This is a genomic window from Ginsengibacter hankyongi (assembly GCF_008710285.1).
Classification (GTDB): domain Bacteria; phylum Bacteroidota; class Bacteroidia; order Chitinophagales; family Chitinophagaceae; genus Ginsengibacter; species Ginsengibacter hankyongi.
Genome location: NZ_VYQF01000002.1, coordinates 42805 through 68941, shown reverse-complemented (window position 1 = coordinate 68941; position 26137 = coordinate 42805). Strand labels below are relative to the sequence as shown.

The 26137-nt window shown below is 35.8% G+C and carries 20 protein-coding genes and 1 tRNA gene; 10 read left to right on the top strand and 11 right to left on the bottom strand.

The features are described 5' to 3' along the window. Positions 1–53: 53 nt before the first annotated feature. The 5 genes from galK to FW778_RS09770 all read left to right on the top strand — a co-directional run bounded on the left by galK (position 54) and on the right by FW778_RS09770 (position 6956). Entirely contained in the window at positions 54–1223 is a 1170-nt protein-coding gene (gene galK, locus FW778_RS09790) for a galactokinase (RefSeq protein WP_150414522.1), read from the top strand. An 82-nt stretch (positions 1224–1305) separates the two neighbouring features. Beyond that, entirely contained in the window at positions 1306–1575 is a 270-nt protein-coding gene (locus FW778_RS09785; protein ID WP_150414520.1) for an acylphosphatase, read from the top strand. A 109-nt stretch (positions 1576–1684) separates the two neighbouring features. Next, the gene (locus tag FW778_RS09780; RefSeq protein ID WP_150414519.1) at positions 1685–2809 is read left to right on the top strand and encodes a lactonase family protein; all 1125 of its coding nucleotides are present in this window, start codon (positions 1685–1687) and stop codon (positions 2807–2809) included. Positions 2810–2927: 118 nt separating this feature from the next. Continuing rightward, positions 2928–4139 (top strand): DUF6515 family protein, encoded by a 1212-nt coding sequence (locus FW778_RS09775; protein WP_150414518.1) that lies wholly within the window; start codon positions 2928–2930, stop codon positions 4137–4139. A 237-nt stretch (positions 4140–4376) separates the two neighbouring features. Next, entirely contained in the window at positions 4377–6956 is a 2580-nt protein-coding gene (locus tag FW778_RS09770; protein ID WP_150414516.1) for an outer membrane beta-barrel family protein, read from the top strand. Between the two features lie 80 nt (positions 6957–7036). On the opposite strand, the gene FW778_RS09765 is transcribed toward FW778_RS09770, so the two are convergent. Beyond that, entirely contained in the window at positions 7037–7249 is a 213-nt protein-coding gene (locus FW778_RS09765) for a hypothetical protein (RefSeq protein ID WP_150414514.1), read from the bottom strand. 182 nt (positions 7250–7431) lie between these two features. Next, the gene (ahcY, locus tag FW778_RS09760) at positions 7432–8760 is read right to left on the bottom strand and encodes an adenosylhomocysteinase (RefSeq protein WP_150414512.1); all 1329 of its coding nucleotides are present in this window, start codon (positions 8758–8760) and stop codon (positions 7432–7434) included. 120 nt (positions 8761–8880) lie between these two features. Here ahcY and FW778_RS09755 point away from each other — a divergent pair, with 120 nt between their 5' ends. Then, a complete protein-coding gene (locus tag FW778_RS09755) occupies positions 8881–9381 on the top strand; it encodes an Lrp/AsnC family transcriptional regulator (protein WP_150414510.1) in 501 nt (166 codons plus the stop codon). A 75-nt stretch (positions 9382–9456) separates the two neighbouring features. Here the strand turns inward: FW778_RS09755 and FW778_RS09750 are convergent, their stop codons facing one another. The 5 genes from FW778_RS09750 to FW778_RS09730 form a co-directional block, all read right to left on the bottom strand. Then, complete coding sequence (locus tag FW778_RS09750; protein WP_150414508.1) at positions 9457–10206, bottom strand: LytR/AlgR family response regulator transcription factor; 750 nt, start codon at positions 10204–10206, stop codon at positions 9457–9459. Between the two features lies 1 nt (position 10207). Beyond that, the gene (locus FW778_RS09745; protein ID WP_150414507.1) at positions 10208–12037 is read right to left on the bottom strand and encodes a sensor histidine kinase; all 1830 of its coding nucleotides are present in this window, start codon (positions 12035–12037) and stop codon (positions 10208–10210) included. Between the two features lie 333 nt (positions 12038–12370). After that, on the bottom strand, positions 12371–12583 hold the full coding sequence (locus tag FW778_RS09740; RefSeq protein WP_150414505.1) for a hypothetical protein: 213 nt from the start codon (positions 12581–12583) through the stop codon (positions 12371–12373). A gap of 113 nt (positions 12584–12696) precedes the next feature. Then, positions 12697–13158: a hypothetical protein gene (locus FW778_RS09735; RefSeq protein WP_150414504.1), complete on the bottom strand. Its 462-nt coding sequence runs from the start codon at positions 13156–13158 to the stop codon at positions 12697–12699. 39 nt (positions 13159–13197) lie between these two features. After that, complete coding sequence (locus tag FW778_RS09730) at positions 13198–15831, bottom strand: valine--tRNA ligase (protein ID WP_150414502.1); 2634 nt, start codon at positions 15829–15831, stop codon at positions 13198–13200. 96 nt (positions 15832–15927) lie between these two features. On the opposite strand from FW778_RS09730, the gene FW778_RS09725 reads away from it, so the two are divergent. Further along, positions 15928–17304 carry an exonuclease domain-containing protein gene (locus tag FW778_RS09725; RefSeq protein ID WP_150414500.1) on the top strand — a complete coding sequence of 459 codons (1377 nt, stop codon included), beginning with the start codon at positions 15928–15930 and terminating at the stop codon, positions 17302–17304. Here the strand turns inward: FW778_RS09725 and aat are convergent. Together aat and FW778_RS09715 are read right to left on the bottom strand one after the other, a co-directional pair. After that, complete coding sequence (gene aat / locus FW778_RS09720) at positions 17293–17943, bottom strand: leucyl/phenylalanyl-tRNA--protein transferase (protein WP_150414498.1); 651 nt, start codon at positions 17941–17943, stop codon at positions 17293–17295. The genes FW778_RS09725 and aat overlap by 12 nt on opposite strands. 72 nt (positions 17944–18015) lie before the next feature. Beyond that, entirely contained in the window at positions 18016–18333 is a 318-nt protein-coding gene (locus FW778_RS09715) for an ATP-dependent Clp protease adaptor ClpS (protein ID WP_235906183.1), read from the bottom strand. 133 nt (positions 18334–18466) lie between these two features. Between FW778_RS09715 and FW778_RS09710 the strand changes: the two genes are divergently transcribed. Further along, positions 18467–19303: a hypothetical protein gene (locus FW778_RS09710; RefSeq protein ID WP_150414496.1), complete on the top strand. Its 837-nt coding sequence runs from the start codon at positions 18467–18469 to the stop codon at positions 19301–19303. 71 nt (positions 19304–19374) lie between these two features. Here FW778_RS09710 and FW778_RS09705 read toward each other — a convergent pair whose 3' ends face one another. Beyond that, a complete protein-coding gene (locus tag FW778_RS09705; protein WP_150414494.1) occupies positions 19375–21057 on the bottom strand; it encodes a SulP family inorganic anion transporter in 1683 nt (560 codons plus the stop codon). A gap of 78 nt (positions 21058–21135) precedes the next feature. Next, positions 21136–21210: transfer RNA gene (locus tag FW778_RS09700), tRNA-Val, on the bottom strand. A gap of 338 nt (positions 21211–21548) precedes the next feature. On the opposite strand from FW778_RS09700, the gene FW778_RS09695 reads away from it, so the two are divergent. Then, positions 21549–23672 carry a carbohydrate binding family 9 domain-containing protein gene (locus tag FW778_RS09695; RefSeq protein ID WP_202552169.1) on the top strand — a complete coding sequence of 708 codons (2124 nt, stop codon included), beginning with the start codon at positions 21549–21551 and terminating at the stop codon, positions 23670–23672. Between the two features lie 94 nt (positions 23673–23766). After that, positions 23767–26133 carry a patatin-like phospholipase family protein gene (locus FW778_RS09690; protein ID WP_150414491.1) on the top strand — a complete coding sequence of 789 codons (2367 nt, stop codon included), beginning with the start codon at positions 23767–23769 and terminating at the stop codon, positions 26131–26133. Positions 26134–26137: the final 4 nt, after the last annotated feature.

Genomic DNA, 26137 nt, shown 5'->3' with positions numbered 1-26137 from the left:
AAAATTCGGGTATGGTATATCGTTATATTTAATTAAACATAGGAAAAGTAAAAATGAGTGAAAATAATATCGTAGATAAAGTAGCACAGAAATTTGTTGAGCTATATGGCAATAAACCTCTTGTAGTTAAATCGCCGGGTCGGATAAATATAATCGGAGAACACACTGATTATAATGAAGGTTTTGTACTTCCGGCGTCGATTGACAAAGCCGCATATCTCGCAATCTCGTTAAGAAATGATGATGAAATACATTTAAGAGCTGAGGACTTAAATGAAACTTTTTCAATTTCACTAAATGATCTTAAACCTGTCAATGATGTCAGTTGGCCAAATTATATTTTAGGCCCGGTGGCTCAGTTTCAAAACAAGGGAATTGAATTAAAAGGATTTAATGCAATACTTACCAGCGATGTACCAATTGGTGCCGGCCTTTCTTCATCAGCTGCGGTGGAATGCGCCACAGTATTTGCTTTGAATGAATTATTGCGCACTAATTTTGACAGGCTTGAGATGGTAAAAATGGCGCAGAAAGCGGAACACGAATATGCCGGTGTCATGTGTGGTATTATGGATCAGTTCGCTTCAATGATGGGGAAAAAGGATCATGTAATTAAGTTGGATTGCCGTTCTTTTGAGTACGCATATTTTCCGTTTAAACTCGAAGGAATAAAAATATTACTCTTAGATACGAATGTAAAACACTCACTTGCCTCGTCGGAATACAATACCCGGAGAAAGGAATGCAACCAGGCAGTTATGTGGATTAAAGAATTTGAACCAAATGTTCATTCACTGCGTGATGTAACAGAAGCCATGCTGGATAAATATGTGCTTCCAAAGGACAAAATCATTGATAAAAGAAGCAGGTTTATTGTACAGGAAATTAATCGTTTATTAAAAGGTTGTGAAGATCTGCAAAGAGGAGATATATATTCATTAGGTAAAAAAATGTTTGAAACGCACGATGGATTGAGTAAAATGTATGAAGTTAGTTGCAAAGAACTTGATTACCTTGTTGACTTTGTAAGAAATAAGAATGCCGTAATTGGCGCACGAATGATGGGCGGTGGTTTCGGAGGTTGTGTTATCAACGTTGTAAACGAAACAGAGATTGATAAACTTATAGAAGCTATAAAGCCTGCTTATGAACATGAAATGAAATTGCCACTTACTTATTATGTGGCCTCTATTGAAAATGGAACTGAAATTCTCTCGTACTAATTTATATTGTTTTGCGAGGCTAAAAAATAGTAGCCGTCGGCAATCATGTTTTAAAATTATTATCTCATTTTACCTTTGAGGAATGAAAACTGTTCATTTAAAAATTTCCGGGAAAGTACAAGGAGTTTTTTTTCGTGCTAGTGCAAAAGAAATTGCCAGTCTTCATAAAATTTCCGGATGGATAAAAAATACTTATGACGATAAAGTGGAAGCACTTATAACGGGGAAAAGAGAAGATGTTGAAAAGTTTATAGCGTGGTGTAAACGCGGCCCTGAAAAGGCCCACGTGGAAAATGTTATCATTACTAATATTGAATTGCAAATGTTCGAAGGGTTCGAAGTAATTAGATAAAAATTTTTATAAAATATTTTTGTACTAATAATTTTCTTTTAAAATTTACAATGCTAAATTGTATGTCTTAATTGTAACCATATTTTTTTCATCTCTGAATCCCAAAATTATGAGGCTCTCTATTCTGTTTTTTTTCTTATTATGCTCTTCATACAGCTTCGCACAAAAATATTATTTATTAATTGGAACCTATACCGGAACAGGAAGCAAGGGTATTTATGTGTATAACTTCGATGCACAAACCGGCAAAGCAAAATGGGTAAGCAATACAGATACTATTACCAATCCATCGTACATTACTTTATCTCGCAACGGAAATTTCGTGTATGCTGTAAATGAAACTAACGGTGCCAAGCCCGGAAGAGTAAGTGCTTTCTCTTTTAATAAAATTAATGGGAAGTTAAAATTTTTAAATACTGTATTATCAGGGGGAGATGATCCATGTTATATAGCCGCAAGTTATGGCAATAAATGGGTTGCAGTAGCCAATTATAGCAGTGGAAGCGCTGCTGTTTTTCCAATAAATAAAAATGGATCATTACAAACCTATAGTCAATTGATACAGCATTCGGGAAGCAGCATCAATAAAGAGAGGCAAGAAAAAGCACACGTACATGAAACCGTTTTTTCACCTGATAATAATTATTTATTTACACCCGACTTAGGAATGGATAAGGTTATGATTTATAAATTTAATTCTTCTGTAAAAAAACCTCTTCAGCCAGCATCTCCTCCGTTTATAAATGCCACGCCGGGAAGTGGACCAAGACATATAACATTTCACCCAAATGGAAAATTTGCGTATCTCATTCATGAAATGGGCGGCACCGTTACTGCATATAGTTATAACAATGGAAAACTAAAAGCAATACAGGAACTTCCCACTCATCCAGAAGGATTTAAAGGAACATTAGGAAGCGCAGAGGTTTTTGTATCACCCGATGGCAAATTCTTATATGCTTCCAACAGGGGAGACGAAAATACTATTACAATTTTTTCAGTTAACTCATCAACAGGAAAATTAAAACTTATCGGTTATCAACCTGTTTTTGGAAAAGCGCCGCGTAATTTTATTATAGATCCTTCAGGTAATTATTTGTTGGTTGCGAACCAGGACAGTGACAACATCGTAATCTTTAAAAGAGATAAAAAAACCGGTTTGTTACATGAAACTAAAGATCAAATTAGATTGCCGAAGCCCGTTTGCCTCCAGATGATCAGGCTAAATAATTAAACATTACTTGTCGGCTATAGTCTATAGTTTAAGCACGCTTTTATTTAACATTATTCACTATTTAAGGATGAATAATTAGGTTAAATTTGAGTATGATAATCTCTACAAAAAAAAATTTATGAAAACAATTATTGGTATGATACTCTTCGGTAGTCTAACTGCAGGAGTTTTTAATTATGCTGAAGCACAAAGAGGCCGCGACAACGGTAGCCGTGGAAACCGCGAATCAAATGTATCTCCGCAGCGCGGAAATAACCGTAGTTTTTCTGAAACCAGAACCTTTCGTCAAAACAATGCAAACAGAAATAATTCTTTTAATCCTGGTCAGGGTAATGAACGAATATTTACTCCAGGCCGGAATGATAACAACCGGGTTTTTTCTCAAAGAAGTGCAGTAAGAAGAAACGATACAAGAGTAAACCGGGACTTACCTGATACAAGGCGAAACGACGCCGTTGCGAGTTCCGGCTATAACAGGGATAGAATGTCGTCTGGATATGATAGGGAAAGAATAGCATCGGGATATTACAGGGATAGAATATCATCAGGATATGACCGGGACAGAATATCATCAGGGCGCTATAACAATTACCGTTATAATAATTACCGATACAGCAACAGGTACTATGGCGGTGGTTATTATAGTTTTAATAACAGAAGATATTCCTTCAGGTACGGTACAAGATATACTGTTATTCCAAGAAGTTATATTTCTATCCGTTTTGGTGGTTACCCTTACTATTATAATAATGGATTCTTTTATGGCTATTATTCCGGCTATTATCAACCGATATTTCCTCCGTTTGGAATTCATATAGGAGTACTTCCTTATGGCTATTATAGTTTTAACCTGGGTGGTTATCCATACTATTATTATAATGGAATTTACTACAGGCAATACGATGATTATTACGAAGTAGTAGATGCACCTTTGGGCGCATCGGTTTATAATTTACCACAAGGTGCAAGGTCTGTAATACTTAATGGAGAAAAACTCTACGAACTTAATGGCACTTATTATAAAGAAGACAGGGATTCAAATGGCCGTACGATTTACACGGTTGTGGGTAAAAACGGTGAAGTAAATAATACGGATGAAAGTGATTTGAATAATACAGATAATTATAATAATGATAACGCTAATAACGACAATACTTTGAATGAGCCGCCGTCTTCTTCTTTGCAGATGGGAGATACGATAAGCCAATTACCTGAAGGTTCCAAGGTAGTAACTATTAATGGTGAAGAAATGTATGTTTCACCAGATAATACTTATCTTAAAGAAGAAAGCGAGGGTGGAGTTGTTCAATATAAAGTAGTAGGAAAATAAGTTAGTTAAGTTTTATTTTAATAATAGTTGTAATTTAGATTTTAAACCGGCCAGTGCCGGTTTTTTTATTTAGAAATTCTTATCAAACAATATTAATAACAGTAATACAAGTTTCAATCATTATCATTTTGTAAATTTGCAACTCCTGAACATAATTATCCAGGTAATATACATCGTGCTTTGTTCCTGATTTTTTCGTTTGGTATGCTAAAGCAATAGCCTCATTTTTTAACCACTATGAAATATATTTTTCTTCTCTCAGTTACAATTCTTTTTTCTGTAAGTGTAAAATGCCAGGTTGAAAAAGAACCATTGCCAGATAATGATGCGTCGATTATTAAAATTAATCCGCATAACAAGCTTTATGGAAAAGTAGTGGATGAACAAACCAAAAAGCCAGTCCCTTTTGTTTCGGTTCAGGTTACTGCAACGCTACATAACGGTTTGAATTCTCAAACGAAAGATTCCATTATTGCTGCTACATTAACTGCGCCTAACGGTGACTTTAATTTTGAAAATGTTCCTGCATTCGACAGCTTGCACATTACTTTATCTGCAGTAGGATATAGTAGTTATAATAAGTTTTTTACCTTTTCTAATTTGGACAAAAACTCTAAAGGAACTATAGAACGCGATCTTGGAAATATGGTCATGAATCACAATGCAACGAAACTGGAAGCGGTAACTATTGTGATGGATAAGCCAGCCTTGCAAATGGGTATTGATAAAAAAATATTTGATGTAAATAAAAGTATTTCCTCTAAAGGCGGAACTGCAATTGATGTAATGAAAAATATTCCATCGGTTTCTGTTGATGTAGATGGAAATGTTGAATTAAGAAATTCTTCCCCTACGATTTTTATAGATGGCCGGCCTACCATATTAACTCTTGAACAAATTCCTTCGGATAATATTGACCGAATAGAACTTATTACTAACCCTTCGGCAAAATATGATGCATCAAGTACAGGAGGAATCATTAATATTATTCTTAAGAAAAATAAAAGAACAGGTTTAAATGGACTGCTTTCAGCCGCGGCAGGTACACAGGGAATATGGTCGGGTAATGCTAACCTGAATCTTAGGCAGGGAAAGCTGAATTTTTTTGTCAGCGGAAATTATCACCAGTCCGATGGAAAGTCTAACAGTGAAAGTTACAGGCAAAACAAAACGAACAATGTGGTAGATAATTATTTTAACCAAAATTCAAAAAATGAACGAAATAGGAAATTTACTTCTTTAAGGTTTGGGATAGATTATTTTATCGATAACAGAAATACCTTAACACTTTCGCAAGGTGTGGTGCAAGGCCGTTTTGTAAATGATCAAATGCAAGATCAGCAATATCTGAACAGCAATAAAGATTTAGAAAAATACGGTACCAGGGCATCCAATGAACACGTCCAGTTTAACCGTTATAATACACAGGCAAACTATACACACAAGTTCCCGAAAGAAGGAGAAGAATTAAATGCGAGCATCAATTTAAATTATGGAAATGTAAAAGATAACGCCGATATTCTTAATAATTTTTACTTGCCGGATGGCTCATTATATAGTGATCCGAATAATGTACATAATGATGGTGCTAATGATAACAACCAACTTACCACAAAAATTGATTTTGTAAACCCGCTAAAAAATGAGAATAAAATTGAAACCGGCCTGAAGAGTTATGTAAATAATTATTCAAGCTATTTTAATTCGTTCTCAGTTGTAAACGGAACCGAAACAAGGTTGCCTCTTAGTAATAATTATAAATACACAGAGGTGGTTCATGCGGCCTATTTTACCTATACGGGCAAAATAAGCACCATCGGATACCAGGCGGGGCTAAGGGGTGAGTATTCTGAATTTACCGGGACATTAATTGACAGCGCCAAAAAATTTGGCTACGAATATCCTGATAAGATCAGCAATATTTGGGATGCATTATTTCCAAGTCTTTATTTATCAAAAAAATTAAATGATGATGAAGAGATACAACTCAATTATTCAAGAAGGGTTCGGCGCCCTAACTTCTGGCAATTAAACCCCTTCATCGATATAAATGATCCGTTGAATATTCAACAGGGTAATCCTAAATTAAAACCCGAGTTTAGCAATTCGATGGAGTTTAATTACAGCAAAACATTCAAGAATAAAAGTAATTTTCTTGGTGTTGTATATTATCGTAATACCCAGCAGGATATTACCAGGTTTAGCGATACGTTAACTGCTGAACAATACCAACAGTTAAACCATGCAGCTGTGGATCCCAACGCAATTTTAAACACGTACATCAATGCTGAAAGCACAAACCGGTGGGGCATGGAACTTACTTTGCAACAGAAATTCAACAGTAACTTTGATATTACTCCTTCGGTAAGTATAAATTATCGCAATGTAAAAGCCGGTATAAGCCAGCAAAATTTAAGTAACAAAGGATGGAACTGGAGTTCAAAGCTTTCTGCTAATTATAAAATAGAAACAGAACATCCATCTATTTTTAATAAGTTAAGTTTTCAATTAACTGCCCAGTATGAATCGCCAAGAGTTATTCCGCAGGGGAAAAGATTAGAACAGTTCGACTCTGACTTTGGACTGAGAAAAGATTTATTTAAGAATGATAAGGGCTCCATTACATTCAGTGTGAATGATATTTTAAATACACACCGATATGGAGTTATTTATAATACAGAAACTTTTTACCAGGAATCTTACAGCCGCTGGAACGTAAGAAGTTTCCGCATAACATTCAGTTACAAATTTGGTGATAGTGATTTTTCTCTTTTTAAAAAGAGCAGGGATAATTCGGATAACAATAATGAAAATTAGAAACCCACTCTTGAGGAGTGGGTTTCACCAAAAACATTAAAAACTTCTAAAGCCGGTTATAAAAATAAATTCAAAATTTATCAGGCACTTTCTGCAACGCGTTTTACCCCGTTTTTATACTCACCCAGAATAACTACTTTCTTAAATCTTGAATATTGCTTTGCAGCAAGTTCCATTGCTTCTTCCGTTTCGCTTCTTAATTTTAATCCCTTTCCTTCGCCGGAATTATATATTTCTATATAAAAACCGTCTCTTAAAGTAATTGCTCGTTCTCTTGGTCTTCCTGTTCTCATTTTATATTATTTAATTATTAATTATTTCAAAACTTATAACGCTTTTTTTATCATTATGTTCTTCCAACCTGAAAAATCTGCAAAATAAAATTTGCGATCCGTTTAAAATTATGGTATTTTCCACAACTTACCATCAACTTAACAACTAATTCACATAATATAACGAAACTATCCAGGTTATTTTAGTACCTGTACATTTCAGGCTTAAAAGGGCCGTCTTTTGAAATGCCCAGATATTTACTTTGCTCTGGTGTAAGTTCCTCAAGCACAACGCCAATTTTTTTCAAATGAAGACGGGCAACTTTTTCATCAAGATGTTTTGGAAGCACATAAACTTTATTTTCATATTTATCCGCATGTAGCCACAATTCCAGTTGTGCAAGAACCTGGTTGGTAAATGAATTACTCATTACAAAACTCGGATGGCCTGTTGCGCATCCTAAATTTACCAGGCGGCCTTCTGCCAAAACAATAATATCTTTTCCTTCAATTGTATATAAATCAACCTGCGGCTTAATTGTATTTTTAGTATTACCATAATTTTTATTGAGCCATGCAATATCAATTTCAATATCAAAATGGCCAATGTTGCACACGATGGCTTTATCTTTCATTTCAAGAAAATGTTCTTTTCTTATCAAATCGCGGCAGCCTGAAGCAGTAACAATAATATCAGCTTCTTTTACAGCGTCAATCATTTTTTTAACTTCATAGCCATCCATTGCTGCCTGCAAAGCGCAAATAGGATCTATTTCAGTTACAATAACTCTTGCTCCTGCGCCACGTAAGCTTGCAGCAGAGCCCTTGCCCACATCGCCATAACCGCCTACTACTGCAACTTTACCAGCCATCATAACATCAGTTGCTCTTCTTATAGCGTCTACCAAACTTTCTTTGCAACCATATTTATTATCGAATTTAGATTTGGTAACTGAATCATTTATATTGATTGCAGGAATGGGCAATGTTCCTTTTTCCATTCTTTCGTATAAACGATGAACACCAGTGGTGGTTTCTTCTGATAAACCTCTTACATGCTGAATAAGTTCTGGATATTTATCAAAAACCATATTGGTTAAATCGCCGCCATCATCTAAAATCATATTTAAAGGACGATCAGCACTTCCGAAAAATAATGTTTGTTCAATACACCAGTCACTTTCTTCCTGTGTTTGCCCTTTCCACGCAAACACACCGATTCCTTCTGCAGCAATTGCAGCAGCAGCCTGATCTTGCGTTGAAAATATATTACATGAACTCCATTTCACTTCCGCTCCTAATTCTATTAAAGTTTCAATAAGCACTGCAGTTTGTATTGTCATGTGAAGACAGCCTGCTATTCTTGCACCTTTCAGGGGTTTATCTTTTCCAAACTCTTCCCGTAGCGACATTAAACCCGGCATTTCTGCTTCTGCAAGCTTTATTTCTTTGCGACCCCATTCGGCGAGGCTCATATCTTTAACCTTATTCTTAAGGCTGAAGTCAATTGTATTTTTTGTAAGTGCTGACATTTGATATTATTTTTTTCTTGCGAATTTACGTTAATGCAGTATAAAATCCTACACTTCACTATAAATTCAGAATAAAAGCGCTATTTTCATTAAATAAAAAGAATAAATATTTATTCAACTATGCCAAAAGCCATCAAAAAAGAAGAAGTAGCCACTTTAGAAATTCCACTGGACAGCAAGGACCTTGAAATCCTGAAACTATTACAGGAAAATGCAAGGATAACTATAAAGGAAATATCAGGTAAAATTCATTTAAGCACGACGCCCGTGCATGAGCGAATAAAGCGCATGGAGGAATCGGGAGTAATAAAGCAGTATGCAACATTGGTAAATCATGAAAAGGTAAAAAAAGGATTAATGGTAATATGCTACGTGTCTTTAAAACAACACAGCAAAAATGCAGGTGTAAAATTTATTAAAACAATACATGAATTAAATGAAGTAGTAGAATGTTTTAGTATTTCTGGTGAATTCGATTTTATGCTTAAGGTGATTTGCAAAGATATGAACGAATACTACGATTTTCATGTAAACAAATTAAGCCAGATAGAAAATATGGGCCACCTGCAAAGTATTTTTGTAATGGGCGTTATTAAACAAACACATCAACTGGTTTATTGAGCAGGTACGAGATGTCAGGTCTGGAATGGGATTGCCATATTTTCCTTTGACTACTTACAAATATTACTCACAACCTTATCCCCCAATCATCTTTAAAAATTCTTCCTTTTTTCGACGTGAAATGTCTATTAATGTTCCATCTTGTAATTGCACGTGTCCTCCCTGGCTTCGTACATATTTTTGAATATAGTTAAGATTGATGAGGTGAGAATTGTGTACCCTGTAAAAATTATAAGGAAGCAACATCTCTTCAAAATCTTTTAAAATTTTTGTTACCATAATACTTTTATTATCCATAAGAAAAATTTTGCTGTAGTTGGATTTTGATTCGATATGAATAATATTTTTTATGGGGATAAAATCAATCCCTTCTGAAGTTGAGATAGCAATTTTATCATCCTGGCTCCTGTTGTCGCTTAGCGATTTTTTCAGGATATCAATTTTTTCTTTCGTCTGCCTGTGAAGACTTTTACTCAGGCGCTCAACCGCTTGTTGCAATTCTTCTATGCCTATCGGTTTCACTAAATAATCAAAAGCGCTGATGCGTATGGCATCAACGGAATAATGATTGTATGCTGTAGTAAATATGATATCAAAATCATATTCGCCCAATTCTTCCAGCATTCTAAAGCCGCTCATTTTAGGCATTTCAATATCAAGAAATACAACATCCGGCTGGTGTTGCCTTATCAGGATTAAACCTTCTTCCGGCTTTTGTGTAACCGCAACTATCGCTATATCGGGGCAAAAGCCTTCCAGCTTCTGTTGAAGGTTTTGCAGGCTGTTGAGCTCATCATCAATGAGAACTGCTTTTATTTTTTCCATTTTATATTGCTTTTATTTTCACCTCTACTCTTGTGCCGCCTGGTTTTTTATCAGTATTGTAAACGTCAATAATTTTAATATGCCCGTTTAAATTTTCATCCTTGTTAAATAAACGTACCCTGTCTTCCGTTATTTTCAGTCCAACACTTTTATGGTGAAGTTTATTTATTTTGTTATAATCTTCTGCCTGGTTTCTTCCTATACCGTTATCTTCTATTACGTATTTTATAAATTCGCCTTCCAGTGTAGCGCTAACCGTTAGTATCAAATTATTTTTATCGCTGTGAGCAATGCCATGTACAATTGCGTTTTCTACATAAGGCTGTATTAATAGTGATGGAACGTTGTAATCGCCGGATAGCAATTTTGGATCTACAAATTCCTCGTAGCGGAATTTATTATGAAAGCGCATCTGCTCAAGGTCTATGTATAATTTTAGCGCTTCCATATCAAGCGATACCGTGGTAATTTCATTGCGGCTGCTATCAAGTATGGTTCTGATGAGTAGTGCAAATTTATGCAGGTAATCACTGGCTTTTCTTTTCTCATTTTGCATCATAAAATTTTCAATGCTGTTCAGGCTGTTGAAAATAAAATGCGGATTCATTTGAGCCCTCAGTGATTGTATTTGTGATTCTGCAATTTTTTGCTTGAAAGCTGATTCAGTCTTTTTCTTTTTTGCCTGTATAGATTTATTAATAAAAAATGCGATTACAATTGTAAGGACCAAAAGGATTAATGCAGAAAGTAACAAAGCATTTTTAAAAACGATTTGTTTTTTTTGAAGTTGAGAAAGTTCCAGCAAATGTTGATTTTCTATTTCTTTCTTTTTTACCAACCATTCCGATTCGTTTATGATTAAGTTCAGGCTGGTGTTTTGAGAAAATAATGAGTCAAAGCCTGAACGGTAGAGTCGGAAGTAGTTTAATGCTGAATCTGTCAAGCCCATTTGATCGTAAGTAATGGAAAGTTGTTCTGACGCTTTTGAAATTCCCTCGAAGTATTGAGTTTTTTTTGCAATGTTCAAGGCGCTATCCAGTAATGTTAATCTTTTTTTCGAGCGTAAATTTTTCAGATATTTTGCTTCAGCTAAGTAAGCTGAAAATTGATTGCGTAAATCATTTTCGGCTTTTGCTTCGTCTATTGCTTTTCTGAAATAATACTTTGCTGAATCAACTTTATTGGCCAGTGCATACAATTTTCCAAAACCCACACTATATTGAGAAAAAATATAATTTTCATTGGCCAGTATAGCATAAGGCATTCCTTTTATTAATTTCTCTCTTGCATCCGCATATAGCTTTTGACTAAGGTCGCATCTTTGCAGTAATTCATAATTTATGGCAACGCCTCGCCATGCCTTCAACTTAATATTAATAGGAATCGCTTCGTTTGTATATTCTCTGCATTTTTCGAAATTCCTTAAACTTAGAAAGTTGTCAGCCGCATTATTGAGCGATACAGATTTTAATCGTAGAGCCCCACATTCATCCGCATAATCAATTGCCTTGAAAAAAGCGTTATTACTTGCGTCTAAACTTGCAGAATTGGATAGCAAAATCCCAAGGTTTATCTGGGCAAGCGATTTTCCAAAAGTGAAATTGAGGCTATCGCTAAGGTCTTGTACTTTTTGATAATAATAATAAGATTTCTTTACATCATTTTCGCTGTACCTATAACTTAGCCTGTGAAGCGTCTGTATATATTGCGAATCTACTTTTGGGTGCTCATTTATCCAATTTACAAGGCTATCGACATAGCTATTGTCTTGTGAAAAAATATTGCCCGAAAAAAAATATAATATTGCCAGAAGGATAAATTGCTTACGCATAAATAATTGATGAAAGCATAAAAATAATTATGCTAAAACGATTAAAAAACAATCTATTAGCAATAGAATTCCTGAGGGTTTAGATTTTTCATAGTAAGATTTCCAACGTTAGCCGCTCTAAATTTCAATATCATTTTAATACGGGGCCACCACGAAGCGGCCCAATTTAAAAATGATTTTTTTAATTCAACAAAAAAGGAATTAACAACATCAATTTACAATCAATTCAACGGGCTTTTGAGGCTATTAAATATTCGGTTTTAGCTCTTGAGTAAATGGATGTGATAATAAAATAAACGGATGATTTATTTCAGGTCTAGTTTCATAATGTAATCATTCATAAATAGCCCTCTCCAATAGCGATCTCAACTTCCTCAAGAATTGTAAAGCCATTTTTTCATAAAAATGTCTGGCTCTGTTTTCTTCCTTAGGTGAAAAAGATGCAAACCCAACAGGAATGTCATTATCGAGTACGATAATAAAATTATGGTGCTGGTTTAAAAGTTGATTTTCGAGTGAGCTCAACGAGTAGATTTTATCCAGCATGTATTTTAATTGGTTGCGAGATAAAATATCACCATATGCATTAGGTTATATGGCGTACGTCATATCATGAATAACAGGAAGATCGTTTAACGCAGCAGCCTTTATTAATTTCATTAACGAAGAGTTATCTTCAAATCAGGTGCAAAAAATTTCCTGTTTTTATTATCTTTTACAATTATGTCAAAGAAATATAATTCTTCGTCTTTTTGAAAACCGTCTTTTATATTATCCGTCCAAGTTTTAGGAAGAGGAGTGGTTTTAAAAAAATCTGATACGATAGTGAAAGTTGTACTTTTTTTCCCGGTTTTTTCATCCTGTATTACGCCTTTTCTTCTATAAAGAAAATGATAAGAATCTATCGTGTAATTATTCTTTTTTGTGTCGGTTATTTTTAAAGGTAACGAAATCAATTGCTGAGCCTCCTGGACAGTAACAGCAGCTCCGTTGGTGTTTATGCCAAGGTAAGATGCTACCACCGGTGGTTTAAACTTCGGCACTTTGGTAATAGCAGAATCCTGCGCAAAAGAAAATAAGAACGTGCAGGCAAAAAGGAAACTAAACAGAACTGATTTCATATAATACATTTGAAAAACTTTGTTGATTATTACGTCGCATTAAAGCGCAGAAAGGGTTTGCTCAATAGCAAGAATTTTGGCTTGCGCATCCAATTTCTTTTTACGTTCCAATTCAATTACATCGGCCTTCGCATTTTGTACAAATCTATCATTACTTAATTTTTTATCAATGCTATTTAGGAAACCTTTAAGATAATTGAGGTCTTTTATTAATTTTTCTTTTTGAGTATTGATGTCAATTTCTATATTGGCTTCAATATACATTTTTTCTTTTCCGGCAACTATTGTAATAAAAGTATTTTCGGGCTGAGATGAAAAGCCAATGCTCTCTGCATTTATCTGTTTGGCAAGAATATTTTCAATGGCCCGGTATTGGTTTTGGTCGATAGTTTCAATATGTAATTTTATCGTTTCTTTTTGCCTGATGTTATGTTTATTTCTTGCATCGCGTATGGCAGTTATTATTTCTTTAAGCCTGTTTCCCTGTTCTAAAATTGTTGCATCTGTTTTTCCTGCAGAAGAAAACTGTTTTACAATGAGATCATCATTTCTTTCTTCTAAAAGATGATAAATTTCTTCGGTAATAAATGGCATGAAGGGATGTAACAATTGTAATAGACTGTCAAAGAAAGAAACCGTTTTTAAATAAACTGGTTCAGCAATTTGTTCTTCAAAACCTGGCTTTATCCATTCGAGGTACCAACTGCAGAAATCATCCCATATAAGAGAATAAATTGTTTTTAATGCTTCGCTTAAGCGGAACTGGCACATTAAATTATCCACTTCTGTTTGTACTTCATTCAAACGATTTTCAAACCAGTCGATTGCAAAACTGTTGTTGTAAGAATTGTTTTCAACTGATAACGCATTATTATCACCTGATAACTTTTCAGCCCACATTTTTACAAGCTTTAAAGCATTCCATAGTTTATTATTAAAATATTTCCCCTGCTCAAGTGAATTCTCATCAAACAAAAGGTCGTTTCCTGCAGGCGATGAAATCATAATTCCAAAACGAACAGCATCTGCTCCGTATTCATGAATTAAATGTAATAGATCCGGGCTATTGCCAAGTTGCTTGCTCATCTTCCTTCCTTGTTTATCACGCACCATTCCTGTAAAATAAACGTCATTAAAAGGTTTCTCCTTCATAAATTCCATGCCTGCCATTATCATTCTGGCTACCCAAAAAAAGATAATGTCCTGTCCTGTAACAAGCACTGATGTTGGATAATAATAATTGATGTCTTTATTGTTTGGTTCTGTAATTCCATTGAAGACTTCAATGGGCCACAGCCAGGAAGAAAACCATGTGTCTAATACATCTTCATCTCTTGTCAGTTGCCCGTTGCCTGTCGCCAATTGAGAAGCCTGCTCTTCTGTTTCCGCCACGTAAACATTGCCTTCTTCATCGTACCAAGCCGGAATTTGTTGCCCCCACCAAAGTTGGCGGCTTATGCACCAATCTTTTACATTCTCCAGCCAGTATTTATAAGTGGCATTAAATTTTTCACCGGGATGAATCTTTACATTGCCGGAAGTAACTTCTTTCAATGCAGGTTGTGCCAGCTCTTTCATTTTCACGAACCATTGGGTTGAAATCTTCGGCTCTGCTACCACGTTAGTCCGCTGGCTGTATCCAAGCCTTGTTGTATATTCCTCTTCTTTTACCAGTAACCCTTTCGTTTTAAGTCCCTCCACAATTTTTTTGCGTGCAACAAACCGATCTTCGCCAATATAAATTTGTGCAGCTTCACTCATTGTTCCATCTTCATTCAAAGTGTCTACTACCGGAAGATTGTATTTAAGCCCGATGTTAAAATCATTGATATCATGTGCAGGTGTTATTTTTAAAATACCGGTGCCAAAATCTTTATCTACATATTCATCAAAAATTACAGGTACTTCTTTATTGATTAGCGGAACAATAACTTTTTTGCCTCTTAACAGCGTATAACGTTCATCGTTAGGATTGGCACAAACTGCTGTATCTCCCATAATAGTTTCGGGGCGTTGTGTTGCAATAACGATGTAGTGAGCATTGCTACCGCTTTCTGCCACTTCATACTTTACATAATACAGCTTTCCGGTAACATCTTTATATTCTACTTCTTCATCGCTCAATGCTGTTTTTGCGGCCGGATCCCAGTTAATCATTCTTGCTCCGCGATAAATAAGTCCTTTGTTATATAAGTCAACAAAAACTTTAATTACGGCTTTATAATAATGATCATCCATTGTAAATGAAACTCTTTCCCAATCCACACTGCAACCCAACCTTTCTATCTGGTTATAAATTATGCCGCCATATTTTTCTTTCCATTCGAAAGCATATTTTAAAAATTCTTCTCTGGAAAGATTATTCTTGTCAATATTTTTTTCTCTTTTCAGCATTTCTACCACCTTTGCTTCTGTTGCAATAGAAGCATGGTCGCTACCCGGAACCCAGCATGCATTAAAGCCGCTCATCCTGGCTTTACGCACCAATATATCCTGAACCGTTTCGTTCAAGGTATGCCCCATATGCAGCACTCCTGTTACATTTGGCGGAGGAATTACTACGGTAAACGGAGGCCGTCCATCCGGTGTGCTTTTAAAGTAATTTTTCGAAAGCCAATGTTTGTACCATTTTTCTTCAACTACTGCGGGTATATAATTTTTGCTTAAATCCATAATTTAATTTCAAAATTTGTGGCCTGCAAATGTAATAAAAACAACAGGCACATTATTACTAAGGAAGTTAGTAAGTTTGCATTCTAAAAGGACACTTTGTTATACGCGATAGTAGATATTGAAACAACGGGAGGGTATGCTGCAGCAAACGGCATTACCGAAATTGCGGTATTTGTTTCTGATGGCGAAAAAATTATACACCGGTTTCATACTCTACTAAATCCTGTTTACACAATTCCAAAATATGTGGCTGCCCTCACCGGCATTACTAATGAAATGGTAGAATATGAAAGGCCTTTCAGCAGTATTGCTGATGAATTGTTTGAAATGTTGAGCGATAAAATTTTTGTCGCTCATAATGTAAATTTCGATTATTCGTTTGTGAAACACCACCTGTCGCAGTCAGGATATGAATTGAATTGTAAAAAGCTTTGTACGGTAAGGCTCGGAAGACAAATATTGCCTGGTGCTCCCGGTTACGGGTTGGGCAAAATATGTAAACATCTTGGTATTGAAATTGAAGATCGTCACCGTGCGAGTGGAGATGCTTTAGCTACTGTGCAACTATTTCATCATTTATTGAAATGTGATACTAACGGACACGTACAAGCGATGCTTAAAACTAAAAGCAAAGAACAGTTTTTGCCACCCAACATTTCTGCACAGGCAATAAAGAAATTGCCTCAGCAACCCGGCGTTTATTATTTTCATGATAAGAAAGGAAAGGTTATTTATGTCGGCAAAGCCAAAAGCCTGGCCAATAGAATAAACAGCCATTTTTCTAATAACAAACCCAATAGGCAAAAGCAGGAATTTTTAAAGAAAATTTATAATATCAGCTATAAAACAACTGCAACTGAATTGATGGCTTTTATTTTGGAAAGCATTGAAATAAAAAAACTGTGGCCGGAGCAAAATCGCAGCCAGAAAAGGTTTGAGCAGGCGTATGGCTTGTATTCGTTCGAAGACCGGAAAGGTTATATAAGATTGTGTATTGAAAAAAAGAAAAGGAATATACAACCACTATACACTTTTAACCTATTGACGGAAGGCCATAACTTACTGCGAAAGTTAATGCATCAATTTGAGCTTTGCCCGAAGCTTTGTTTCCTGCAATCAGAAAATATATCCTGCCAGTTACTTGCTGAAAAAAAATGCAAAGGCGCTTGCGAACAAAAAGAAAGTGTTGAAGAATATAACACACGGGTAGCCGCTTGTATTGACTATTTGAATAACGAATTACCAAGTTTTGCTTTAATTGATTTTGGATTGCAGCAACAGGAGCAAAGTTGTATTTTAATGGAGAAAGGACGATTTTATGGAATGGGTTATTTGCCTTCTGATATCACCATTCAAAATATTGAAGAGCTTAAATTCCGCCTTACACCTTATGCTGAAAACGATTATATAAGAGGATTAGTTTATCAGCATGCTGCGAGATATCCTTCTAAAAAAATTTCTTTAAACAATTAATTTGTTCAGGAGTTCGGTAAATTTTTTTCTCCTGATAAATTCAGCGCCGAGGCTTCCCAGGTGCGGAGTGTACACCTGGCAATCAATTAACGCGATGCCATTTTTTACCAGGTTGTCAACGTACATAATAAAGGCAAATTTGCTTGCATTGCTTTTATTTGCAAACATACTTTCGCCGAAAAAAACTTTGCCCAATTGCACACCATATAAACCGCCAACCAATTCTCCGTTATGCCATGCTTCTGCACTGTGGGCGTATCCTTTTTCAAAGAGAGTGGTATATGCTTTTTCAATTTCATCAGTAATCCATGTGCCAGGACCAATTTTCCTTTTAGCCATTCGACAATTTCTTATTACTCCTGCAAAATCTTTATCAATGGAAAATGAAAATTCATTTTTCTTAATAATTGTTTTCATGCTCTTGCTTACTTTAAGTTCCCCTGGAAATAAAACAAACCGCGGATCCGGACAATACCAGCAGATGGGTTCATCAGGATTGTACCATGGAAAAATTCCTTTTTTGTAAGCGTTTAATAAAGTAGTTAATTCGAGATTCCCACCAAAAGCCAGGAGGCCATCTTCAGCGGCAGATTCAACATCCGGGAAGCAGGGCGAATTTCGTAATAAAAAATCGGGCATTAAAGATTAATTGTACTTAGCTTGCAATCATAAAGATTGCTTAGGAAAAAGAAAGGAATCTTCTTTGAAAACTTAATGTTCGGAAAGTTCCTCTACCGTGGCGCCAATTCCCCGGTCAGTAATGGCATCGCACATTGGTTTCAGGTAGTCGTAAGATCCATCTTTCACTCCATATTTCCCTTTTGTATGAATTATCATAGCACACTGTTCAGCTTGCTCGGTTGAATGACCGCATACCTCTACCAGCGTTGCAATTACCCATTCAAAGCTATTAACCTCATCGTTCCAAACCACAAGCTGGCAGCCACTATCATTGTCAATTAAAAGCTCCGTATCAGAGTCTTCCGCTATATGTGTTTTTGTTTGATTCATATAAAAAATCTGCTGCAAATTTACGATTTTATGGGCTTAAATCAATATTACCAATCATTGCAGATAGGGTAAAATTTTAATTCAGGCATTGAATTTGGGTGCGTAAACAGAATTCTTTTAGCACCGGTAATTTATAGAACATTAAAACTGTATGAGACATTTCTTCAAAGCATTTCTTTTTCTTACAACACTCTTCTTATTATTTAATAGTTCAACTGCTCAAATTAGCCGTGGCCGAACCAATGCAAAACTCAATGCGCAAAAAATAGCAAAAGGATTTGGCAATCCTCAATCAATTAGCCAGGTTACAGATATACTTGAAAATAATGAAGCTTATAATTCTCTAAAAGATTTAATAGAAAATCATCATGTTATAATGGTGTACGCTGATAATTCTTTTTCAGGAAATGCAAATCTAAAACGGGGAGATTTTGTTGTGTCTTATAATTCCGTTTTAGGTCGCATAAAAGATCTAATAAATAATGCCGGTCTCGATACTTCGCTTATCAATACTTATGATAGAAATAAGGCCTACATAACAAGTGTAACGCAGGTGAAAGACCTTAAACCAGGCAGTGTGTATTATGTTGCTGTACAGTCTTTACTCGAAAACTGGGGCATTAATGCACCTTTTACAAAGGCAGCATTGTTAAATGCAAATGCGCCTTTTTACCAGGATGAATTGTATGATATTTTGAGAGTTACTTTAGGCTATAATTACGGCAATTTTAAGCCTAAAAAAACCACTATAACAAGATATCACTTTGCCATGATTCTTGATGATGCATTAAAACAGAAATTGGCACAGGTGCAAACGCTTTCAGATGAAAAGAAAGCAAAAGATGAGGTAGAAAAAGCCCGGATAGATTCGATTGTAAAACAAATTGAGCAAAAAAGGAGAGACTCAATAAGTAAAGAAATAGAAATTAGGAAAGCAGAGGCACAGAAGAAAGAAGCGGAAGCAAGGAAAAAATTAGATGATAAATAATTGATCTTATTTTAAAAACACCTCAGAAAAAGCCGCCTGTTTGTTATAACGGGCGGCTTTCGTATTTACACTTAGCGTGCTTTAGTCTTCAATGAATCCATATCATCCAAAATTACACGGCAGCGTTTCAAGGCTTCCTCAAACGTGTCAGTAATATTCGCTTTGCCAATTGCAAATACAAGTCGTGATTTTTTTAATTGCTCCATCACCTGTTCGCTGCTTATGCCTGACAAAATAATTTTTGTACCCCTTTTACTAATCTCTTTAAACACTTCTGCTAATATGTGTATGCCAGTGGCATCGATAATGGGTACCTGGCGCATGCGAATAATGAGAACTTTCGGAGTTTTCTCAATAAATTTAATAGAATCTTTGAACTTATACGCAGCGCCAAAAAAGAGTGGTCCGGTTATTTCAAATACTTCCACATCTTTTGGAACGTCAAAATTACTTATAGCCGCTTTATCAAGATCATCCGCATGGTCGTCAATTTGATTGGTTAAAATGCTTACGTTGCTGAACTGAATCATTTTGCGCATAAAAAGAAATGCGGCGAGCACCATCCCAATTTCGATAGCAATCGTGAGATCGATAATTACTGTAAGCAAAAAGCTGGTAAGCAAAACTGCCACATCACTTCGGGATCCTTCCAATACAGATTTAAAATTTCGCCATTCGCTCATATTATAAGCAATAACAACTAGTATCGCGGCCAATGTTGCCATGGGAATTAAAGAAGCCCATTTCCCAAAAAATAACAGAATAAGCAAAAGTGTAACTGCATGAATAACTCCTGCGATAGGCGTTCGTCCGCCGTTTTTTACGTTGGTTGCCGTGCGGGCTATGGCGCCTGTTGCCGGTATACCGCCAAATAATGATGAGAAAATATTTGCCGTTCCCTGTGCAATTAATTCCATATTGGATCGGTGATTACCTCCAATCATTCCGTCTGCAACTACGGCGCTTAATAATGACTCTATGCCTCCCAGGAGTGCAATTGTAAACGCAGGCCTTATCAGATTTTTTATCGTAGCAAAATCCAGGTGAGGAATTACAGGCAATGGCAATGAGGATGGGATAGCACCAAACCTGCTGCCAATAGACTCTACAGGTAAATGAAATAATTGCACAACTGCAGTTGTAACAAGTATGGCTATTAATGAACCCGGAACTTTATGTGTAACTTTCGGCCATAGCAAAATAATGATAACTGCTGCACAAGCAATTGCAACAGTATATATATTTAACGAGTGAAAGTTGACAAAATAGCTTTTCCATTTTTCAAGAAAATCTGAGGGTACGGCGCCCATTTTCAATCCAAAAAAGTCTTTTATTTCTGATGAAAAAATAATCAAAGCAATTCCGCTTGTAAAACCGATAATTAATGGATGGGGAATAAATTTTATAACGGCGCCCAGCCTTGCTAACCCCATTATAATTAGCATTACGCCGGCAATAAAAGTCGCAATGATTAAACCATTAATTCCATATTGCTGTACGATACCATAAACGATAACAATGAAAGCCCCTGTTGGGCCGCCAATCTGCACCTTGCTGCCGCCCAATACAGAAATAATAAATCCTCCTATAATCGCTGTGTATAATCCTTTTTCGGGAGAGACCCCTGATGCAATGGCAAAAGCAATAGCCAGTGGTAAGGCAACAATTCCTACAATTAAGCCGGCCATTGCATCTTTTTGAAACTGATGGCGGTTGTAAGTCTTTAAAGTGTCAAATAATTTTGGCCTTAACATGTCAAATAAATTGAAACCCGTCTCCTCGCTACTTTCAAGTGAAGAGAATTAAAAAACCCCGCTTAAACGGGGTAACTGTGGGAGCACACGGGTTCGAACCGCGGACCCTCTGCTTGTAAGGCAGATGCTCTAAACCAACTGAGCTATGCTCCCTTTATTTTTGGGAGTGCAAATATAAGGAGACGAATGGAATTTTAAAAAATTTAAATCAAAGTGGCTGGTGAAAGGGGAAAAGTGTATTGTAAGACATCAGGATTTCCTACTCTTGCACTTAAAGTAGTTTTTGTGTGGATTAACCGAATTATGAATTTGAAATTTAAATAGAGAATTTTCAAAAGAAAATTGCGCTACTATTTTTATTTATTGCGATACTGTGAAGATTATGGATTCTATTTATGTATATTTTTCCGGTAGTTTTTGTTTATTAAAAGAAACCAACATTGAAAAGAAATTTACTCTTCGTTTATGCTTGCCTGTTAAGCGTCATCACAATGGCACAGAAAAAAAACAGCTCCTATACATTGGATATTTACCCAACTACCGAAATGGTTCATGTTGATGGAATAGCAAATGATTCTGTATGGAAATATGCAAAAGTTGCCAGGGATTTTTATATGGTACTTCCAATGGACACAAGCCATGCAAGGGTAAAGACTGAGGTGCAAATGACTTTTGATAAAAATAATCTTTATCTCTTAGCTACCTGCTATAAAGCTTTACCCGGTCGTGATATGGTAGAATCATTAAGAAGGGATTTTGATTTTCAGAAAAACGACAATTTTATTGTGTTCATTGACCCGTTTGATGACCAGACTAACGGTTTTGCTTTTGGCACAAACGCAGCCGGCGCTCAATGGGATGGATTAATGTACCAGGGCGGCTCTGTAGATTTAAATTGGGATAACAAATGGAGGTCAGAAGTAAAGCAACATGCCGACAGATGGGTTTTGGAAATTGCTATTCCCCTTAAAACACTCCGTTATAAAAAGGGAGTTTCCAAATGGGGGATAAACTTTAGTCGAAATGATTTAAAAACAACGGAAAAATCAAGCTGGGCACCTGTCCCACGGCAGTTTCCAACAGCTGCTCTTGCTTATACAGGTTCTTTAATTTGGAGTATACCACCACCTGTTCAAAAAAATAATGTGTCTCTAATCCCATTTGTCTTAGCAGGAAATTCAAAGAAATTTATTCCAGCTTCACCCGCAGAGTTTAAACATGAAATAGGGCTTGATGCAAAAGTTGCTGTTACTTCTTCATTGAATCTTGATCTTACGGTAAACCCTGATTTTTCCCAGGTAGAGGTAGACAAACAAGTTACCAACCTGGATCGTTATGAATTGTTTTTTCCTGAGCGAAGGCCATTCTTTCTTGAAAATGGTGACCAGACAAATAACTTTGGCTATTCTGATATTCGACCATTTTTTTCGCGTCGTATTGGTTTAGGAATACCAATTGAATTCGGAGGAAGATTAAGTGGTAAACTCAATCGTAACTGGCGCATGAACGTTATGGATATGCAAACTGCAAAGCAGGATGAAATCGGTTTGCCGCAACAAAATTTTGCTGTAGTTGCTTTGCAAAGAGAAGTTTTTTCCCGGTCAAATATTAATGTAATGTTCATTAATAAACAATCTATTAGTTATCATCCCGGTAAAGATTCTTTACTTCCGCTTTATTCTAAGTATAATCGTAATATCGCAGTGGAGTATAATCTTGCTTCACCCAATAATGCATGGACAGGAAAGCAAATGCTCATAAAATCTTTTAGCCCGGGCAAAAAGGGAAAGGATATGTTATTAGCGGGTAACTTACAATATGCCGGTAAGAGATGGACCATTAATGGTAGTTACGAATTGATTGGTCAAAATTATAATGCAGAAGTTGGCTATGTACCACGCAGAGGTGATATAAAGTTGAATCCAAACATTGCTTATTACTTTTTCCCTAAAGGAGGGAGCATATTAACGCATGGCCCCCAGCTAACTTCAACTTATTTTTTTAATACAAAATTTCATCAGACAGATCATGAAGACCTGCTGACTTATTTAATTACTTTTCGAACTAAGGCAACATTATCATCTGTAATGATAGACGATTATGTGCAATTGCTTTTTCCTTTTGATCCAACAAATAGCGGTAAAGATTCATTGCAACTTGCTTCAATCCATAAGTGGAAAACTATTGGCGCCGATTTTGTTTCAAAGCCACAAAGCCTTTTTACTTATGGGTATTCTTTTCGTTATGGAGGATACTATGCTGATGGTAAAAAAATTACAGCAAGTGGCAACCTTGGCTATCGCTTTCAGCCTGTGCTCAACATTACTTTATATGCAACTTATAATCAATTAATGTTGCCGGAACCATGGGGGCATACTAATTTTTGGCTTGTTGGGCCAAAAATAGACCTGACAATGACTAACAAACTTTTCTTTACTACTTATGTTCAATACAATGAACAACTTAAAAACACAAATGTAAATGCAAGGTTGCAATGGCGTTATAAACCTGCATCAGACCTGTTTCTCGTTTATACAGATAATTATTTAAACGTACCCTTCGCAGTCAGGAATAGAGAAATTTTATTAAAATTTACGTATTGGTGGACGCTTTAAGTATTCGCGCATTTTGATGAGTTGCTTTTGAAAAAACCTTTAGTTAAATTAGGCTTACGATATGCAGCAACCCCCGATCACCTAAATTTTTTTTATGAAGCAGTTTATATCTGGTGTACTGAGATTTATTTCTCAGTTATCAAAATCAATCTGGCTTTTCTTTCCCGGAATTATATTTTTATTGTTTGGCATTTTTTGTTTCTGGACGCTTGGGCAAGGCAAAGATATTATTGTTGCCTTTACTGAAAATACATCGAAGACGATCTTTTCAATAAACTATACCCGTATTATATTTTTTGTGGCTATTGGTTTTTGGGCTTATGTGAGCTGGTATTCAGCAAGAATTGTTTCTTATATAAAAAAGACAAGACAGAAAGATGAAATAAAAGTAATCTCCAGAACAAATGAAGAAACAGCGGAAAAAGAATATGCAGCGCATTATAACATTTTCGAGGTTGGAAAAAATTTTCTTGATGAATTTCCCCGCATTATTGGCAACAGTTGTTTTTTAGTACTCGAGTTGGCGCTGCTTCAATCGCCTGCAGCATTGCATGCAATTAGTTCTGCTGTGACGTGGATTTCCTTTTTTATTTTGTTGATTGTTCTCCGGTATATAAATAAATGGGTTAACGATAAGCTGGCAATGAAATCATCATTCAGAAAATTATTTTTTGTATTGCTGTTTATATTGATAGCGCTTATTATAATTACGAGTCTGTTTAATACAATTTATATTCTTACTCTTTTCGGTTTATTGATTGTATTTCATGTTGTTTTTATTTTATATATCAATCTTCGCAGGGTGCGAATGGAAAGGAAAGCAGAGCAGGTAATGCTTGTTCAAAAAGAAAAGCAGAAAGAACCAAACATGTTGGAAAGACTGATGGATTATTTCTGTATTCCACGAAAAGAAATAGGATATTTCAAGTGGTCTTTGTTTATTGGGATATCCGGTATAGTATTATACATCGCTTCAATAATATGGCTTTCATTTGCAAGAAGTATCGGGCCTTTTCCATTTATTATCCTGGCGTTTGGAGTATTACTGGCATTCGGGAATATAGTTACCGCTTTCTCTGTAAAGTTTAAGGTTAACTTTCATTTTATTCTGTTGATATTAGCGTTTGTCCTGGGTTTTGGTGAAACGCATTATGTGCGTACGATTGACCTGCAAACAAATAATAATTATGAATCGAGACCTGATTTAAAAGCGTACTTAACAGCATGGCTACACGATAGAAATATTTCTGCGCTGCCCGATTCAATGAAGTATGATATGTACTTTGTAATGTCTAACGGTGGCGCTTCACGTTCGGGTTATTGGACGGCCGGAGTGTTAGGAAGACTGGAAGATGCATCGTTAATTCATGATAAAACGAATAGATTTTCTGATCATGTTTTTTGCGTATCAGGAACATCAGGCGGTGGAGTAGGAGTGGCTACCTTTTTCTCTTTGTTACGAAATAAAGAATTGCATACTGATGCATTGTATGCAAAATCGGCAAAAGCTTTTTTAAAACAGGATTATTTTACTTACACATTTGCAAGAATGCTTGGTCCCGATTTTTTCAACTATATATTTCATGTAAGCGCTGTTAAAGACCGGGCTGCTGCTTTGGAAATGTCTTTTGAAGAATCTTCTCATATCAAAAATGACAGTGCTTATGAAGTGCCATTTTATGATACGCTATCGAAATTTCCTGCCTTAAAAGATGGCAGAACTTATTTGCCGATACTCTTTATAAACACCACCAGAATGCAGGATGGGAATCCTGGTATAGTTACTAATCTCAAACCTGACTCAGGAATTTTTAATGAAAGGATTGATGTATTGAATTTGCTAGGTAACAACAAAGATATCAGTCTTACGTCGGGCGCAATTCTCGGCGCAAGGTTTCCTTATTTAAGCCCTGCGGGAAGAATCGCCAACAATTATTTTGTTGATGGAGGTTATTTCGATAATTCTGGAGCGGGCGTAATCCAGGAAACTATAAGAGGCATTTTGAATATTGAGAAAGAAGATAGCATGGGTAACGGCACGTTATACACGCAAATTAAAAAATTACGATTTAACGTGTTACACATTGTAAACAGCCCTGTCGAAGAAGACTCGAGTAGCATAGTAAAAGTTCCGCCTATTAAAAATGATTTACTAAGCCCTATTCTTACAATTGAAGGAGCGTATGATATGCAAACAACCGTGAATGATATGAGGCTTATTAACTATGTTAGTGACATCAATAGGTTTGGCGGCCACCAGGCTGTTTATGACAGGATATCATTATATAAAGATTCAACTGAATGGAGCCGGGATCCGTTGCGTACAAGATTTAATAAAGAACCTTCTTATGCTATGAACTGGTTTATGTCGGACACTTTATTGCGCCGCATTGATAACCGGCTGATTCAAAATCCTCAATTAAATAATCTTATCAATTATTTTGAGCAAAAAGAACCCTGATAAA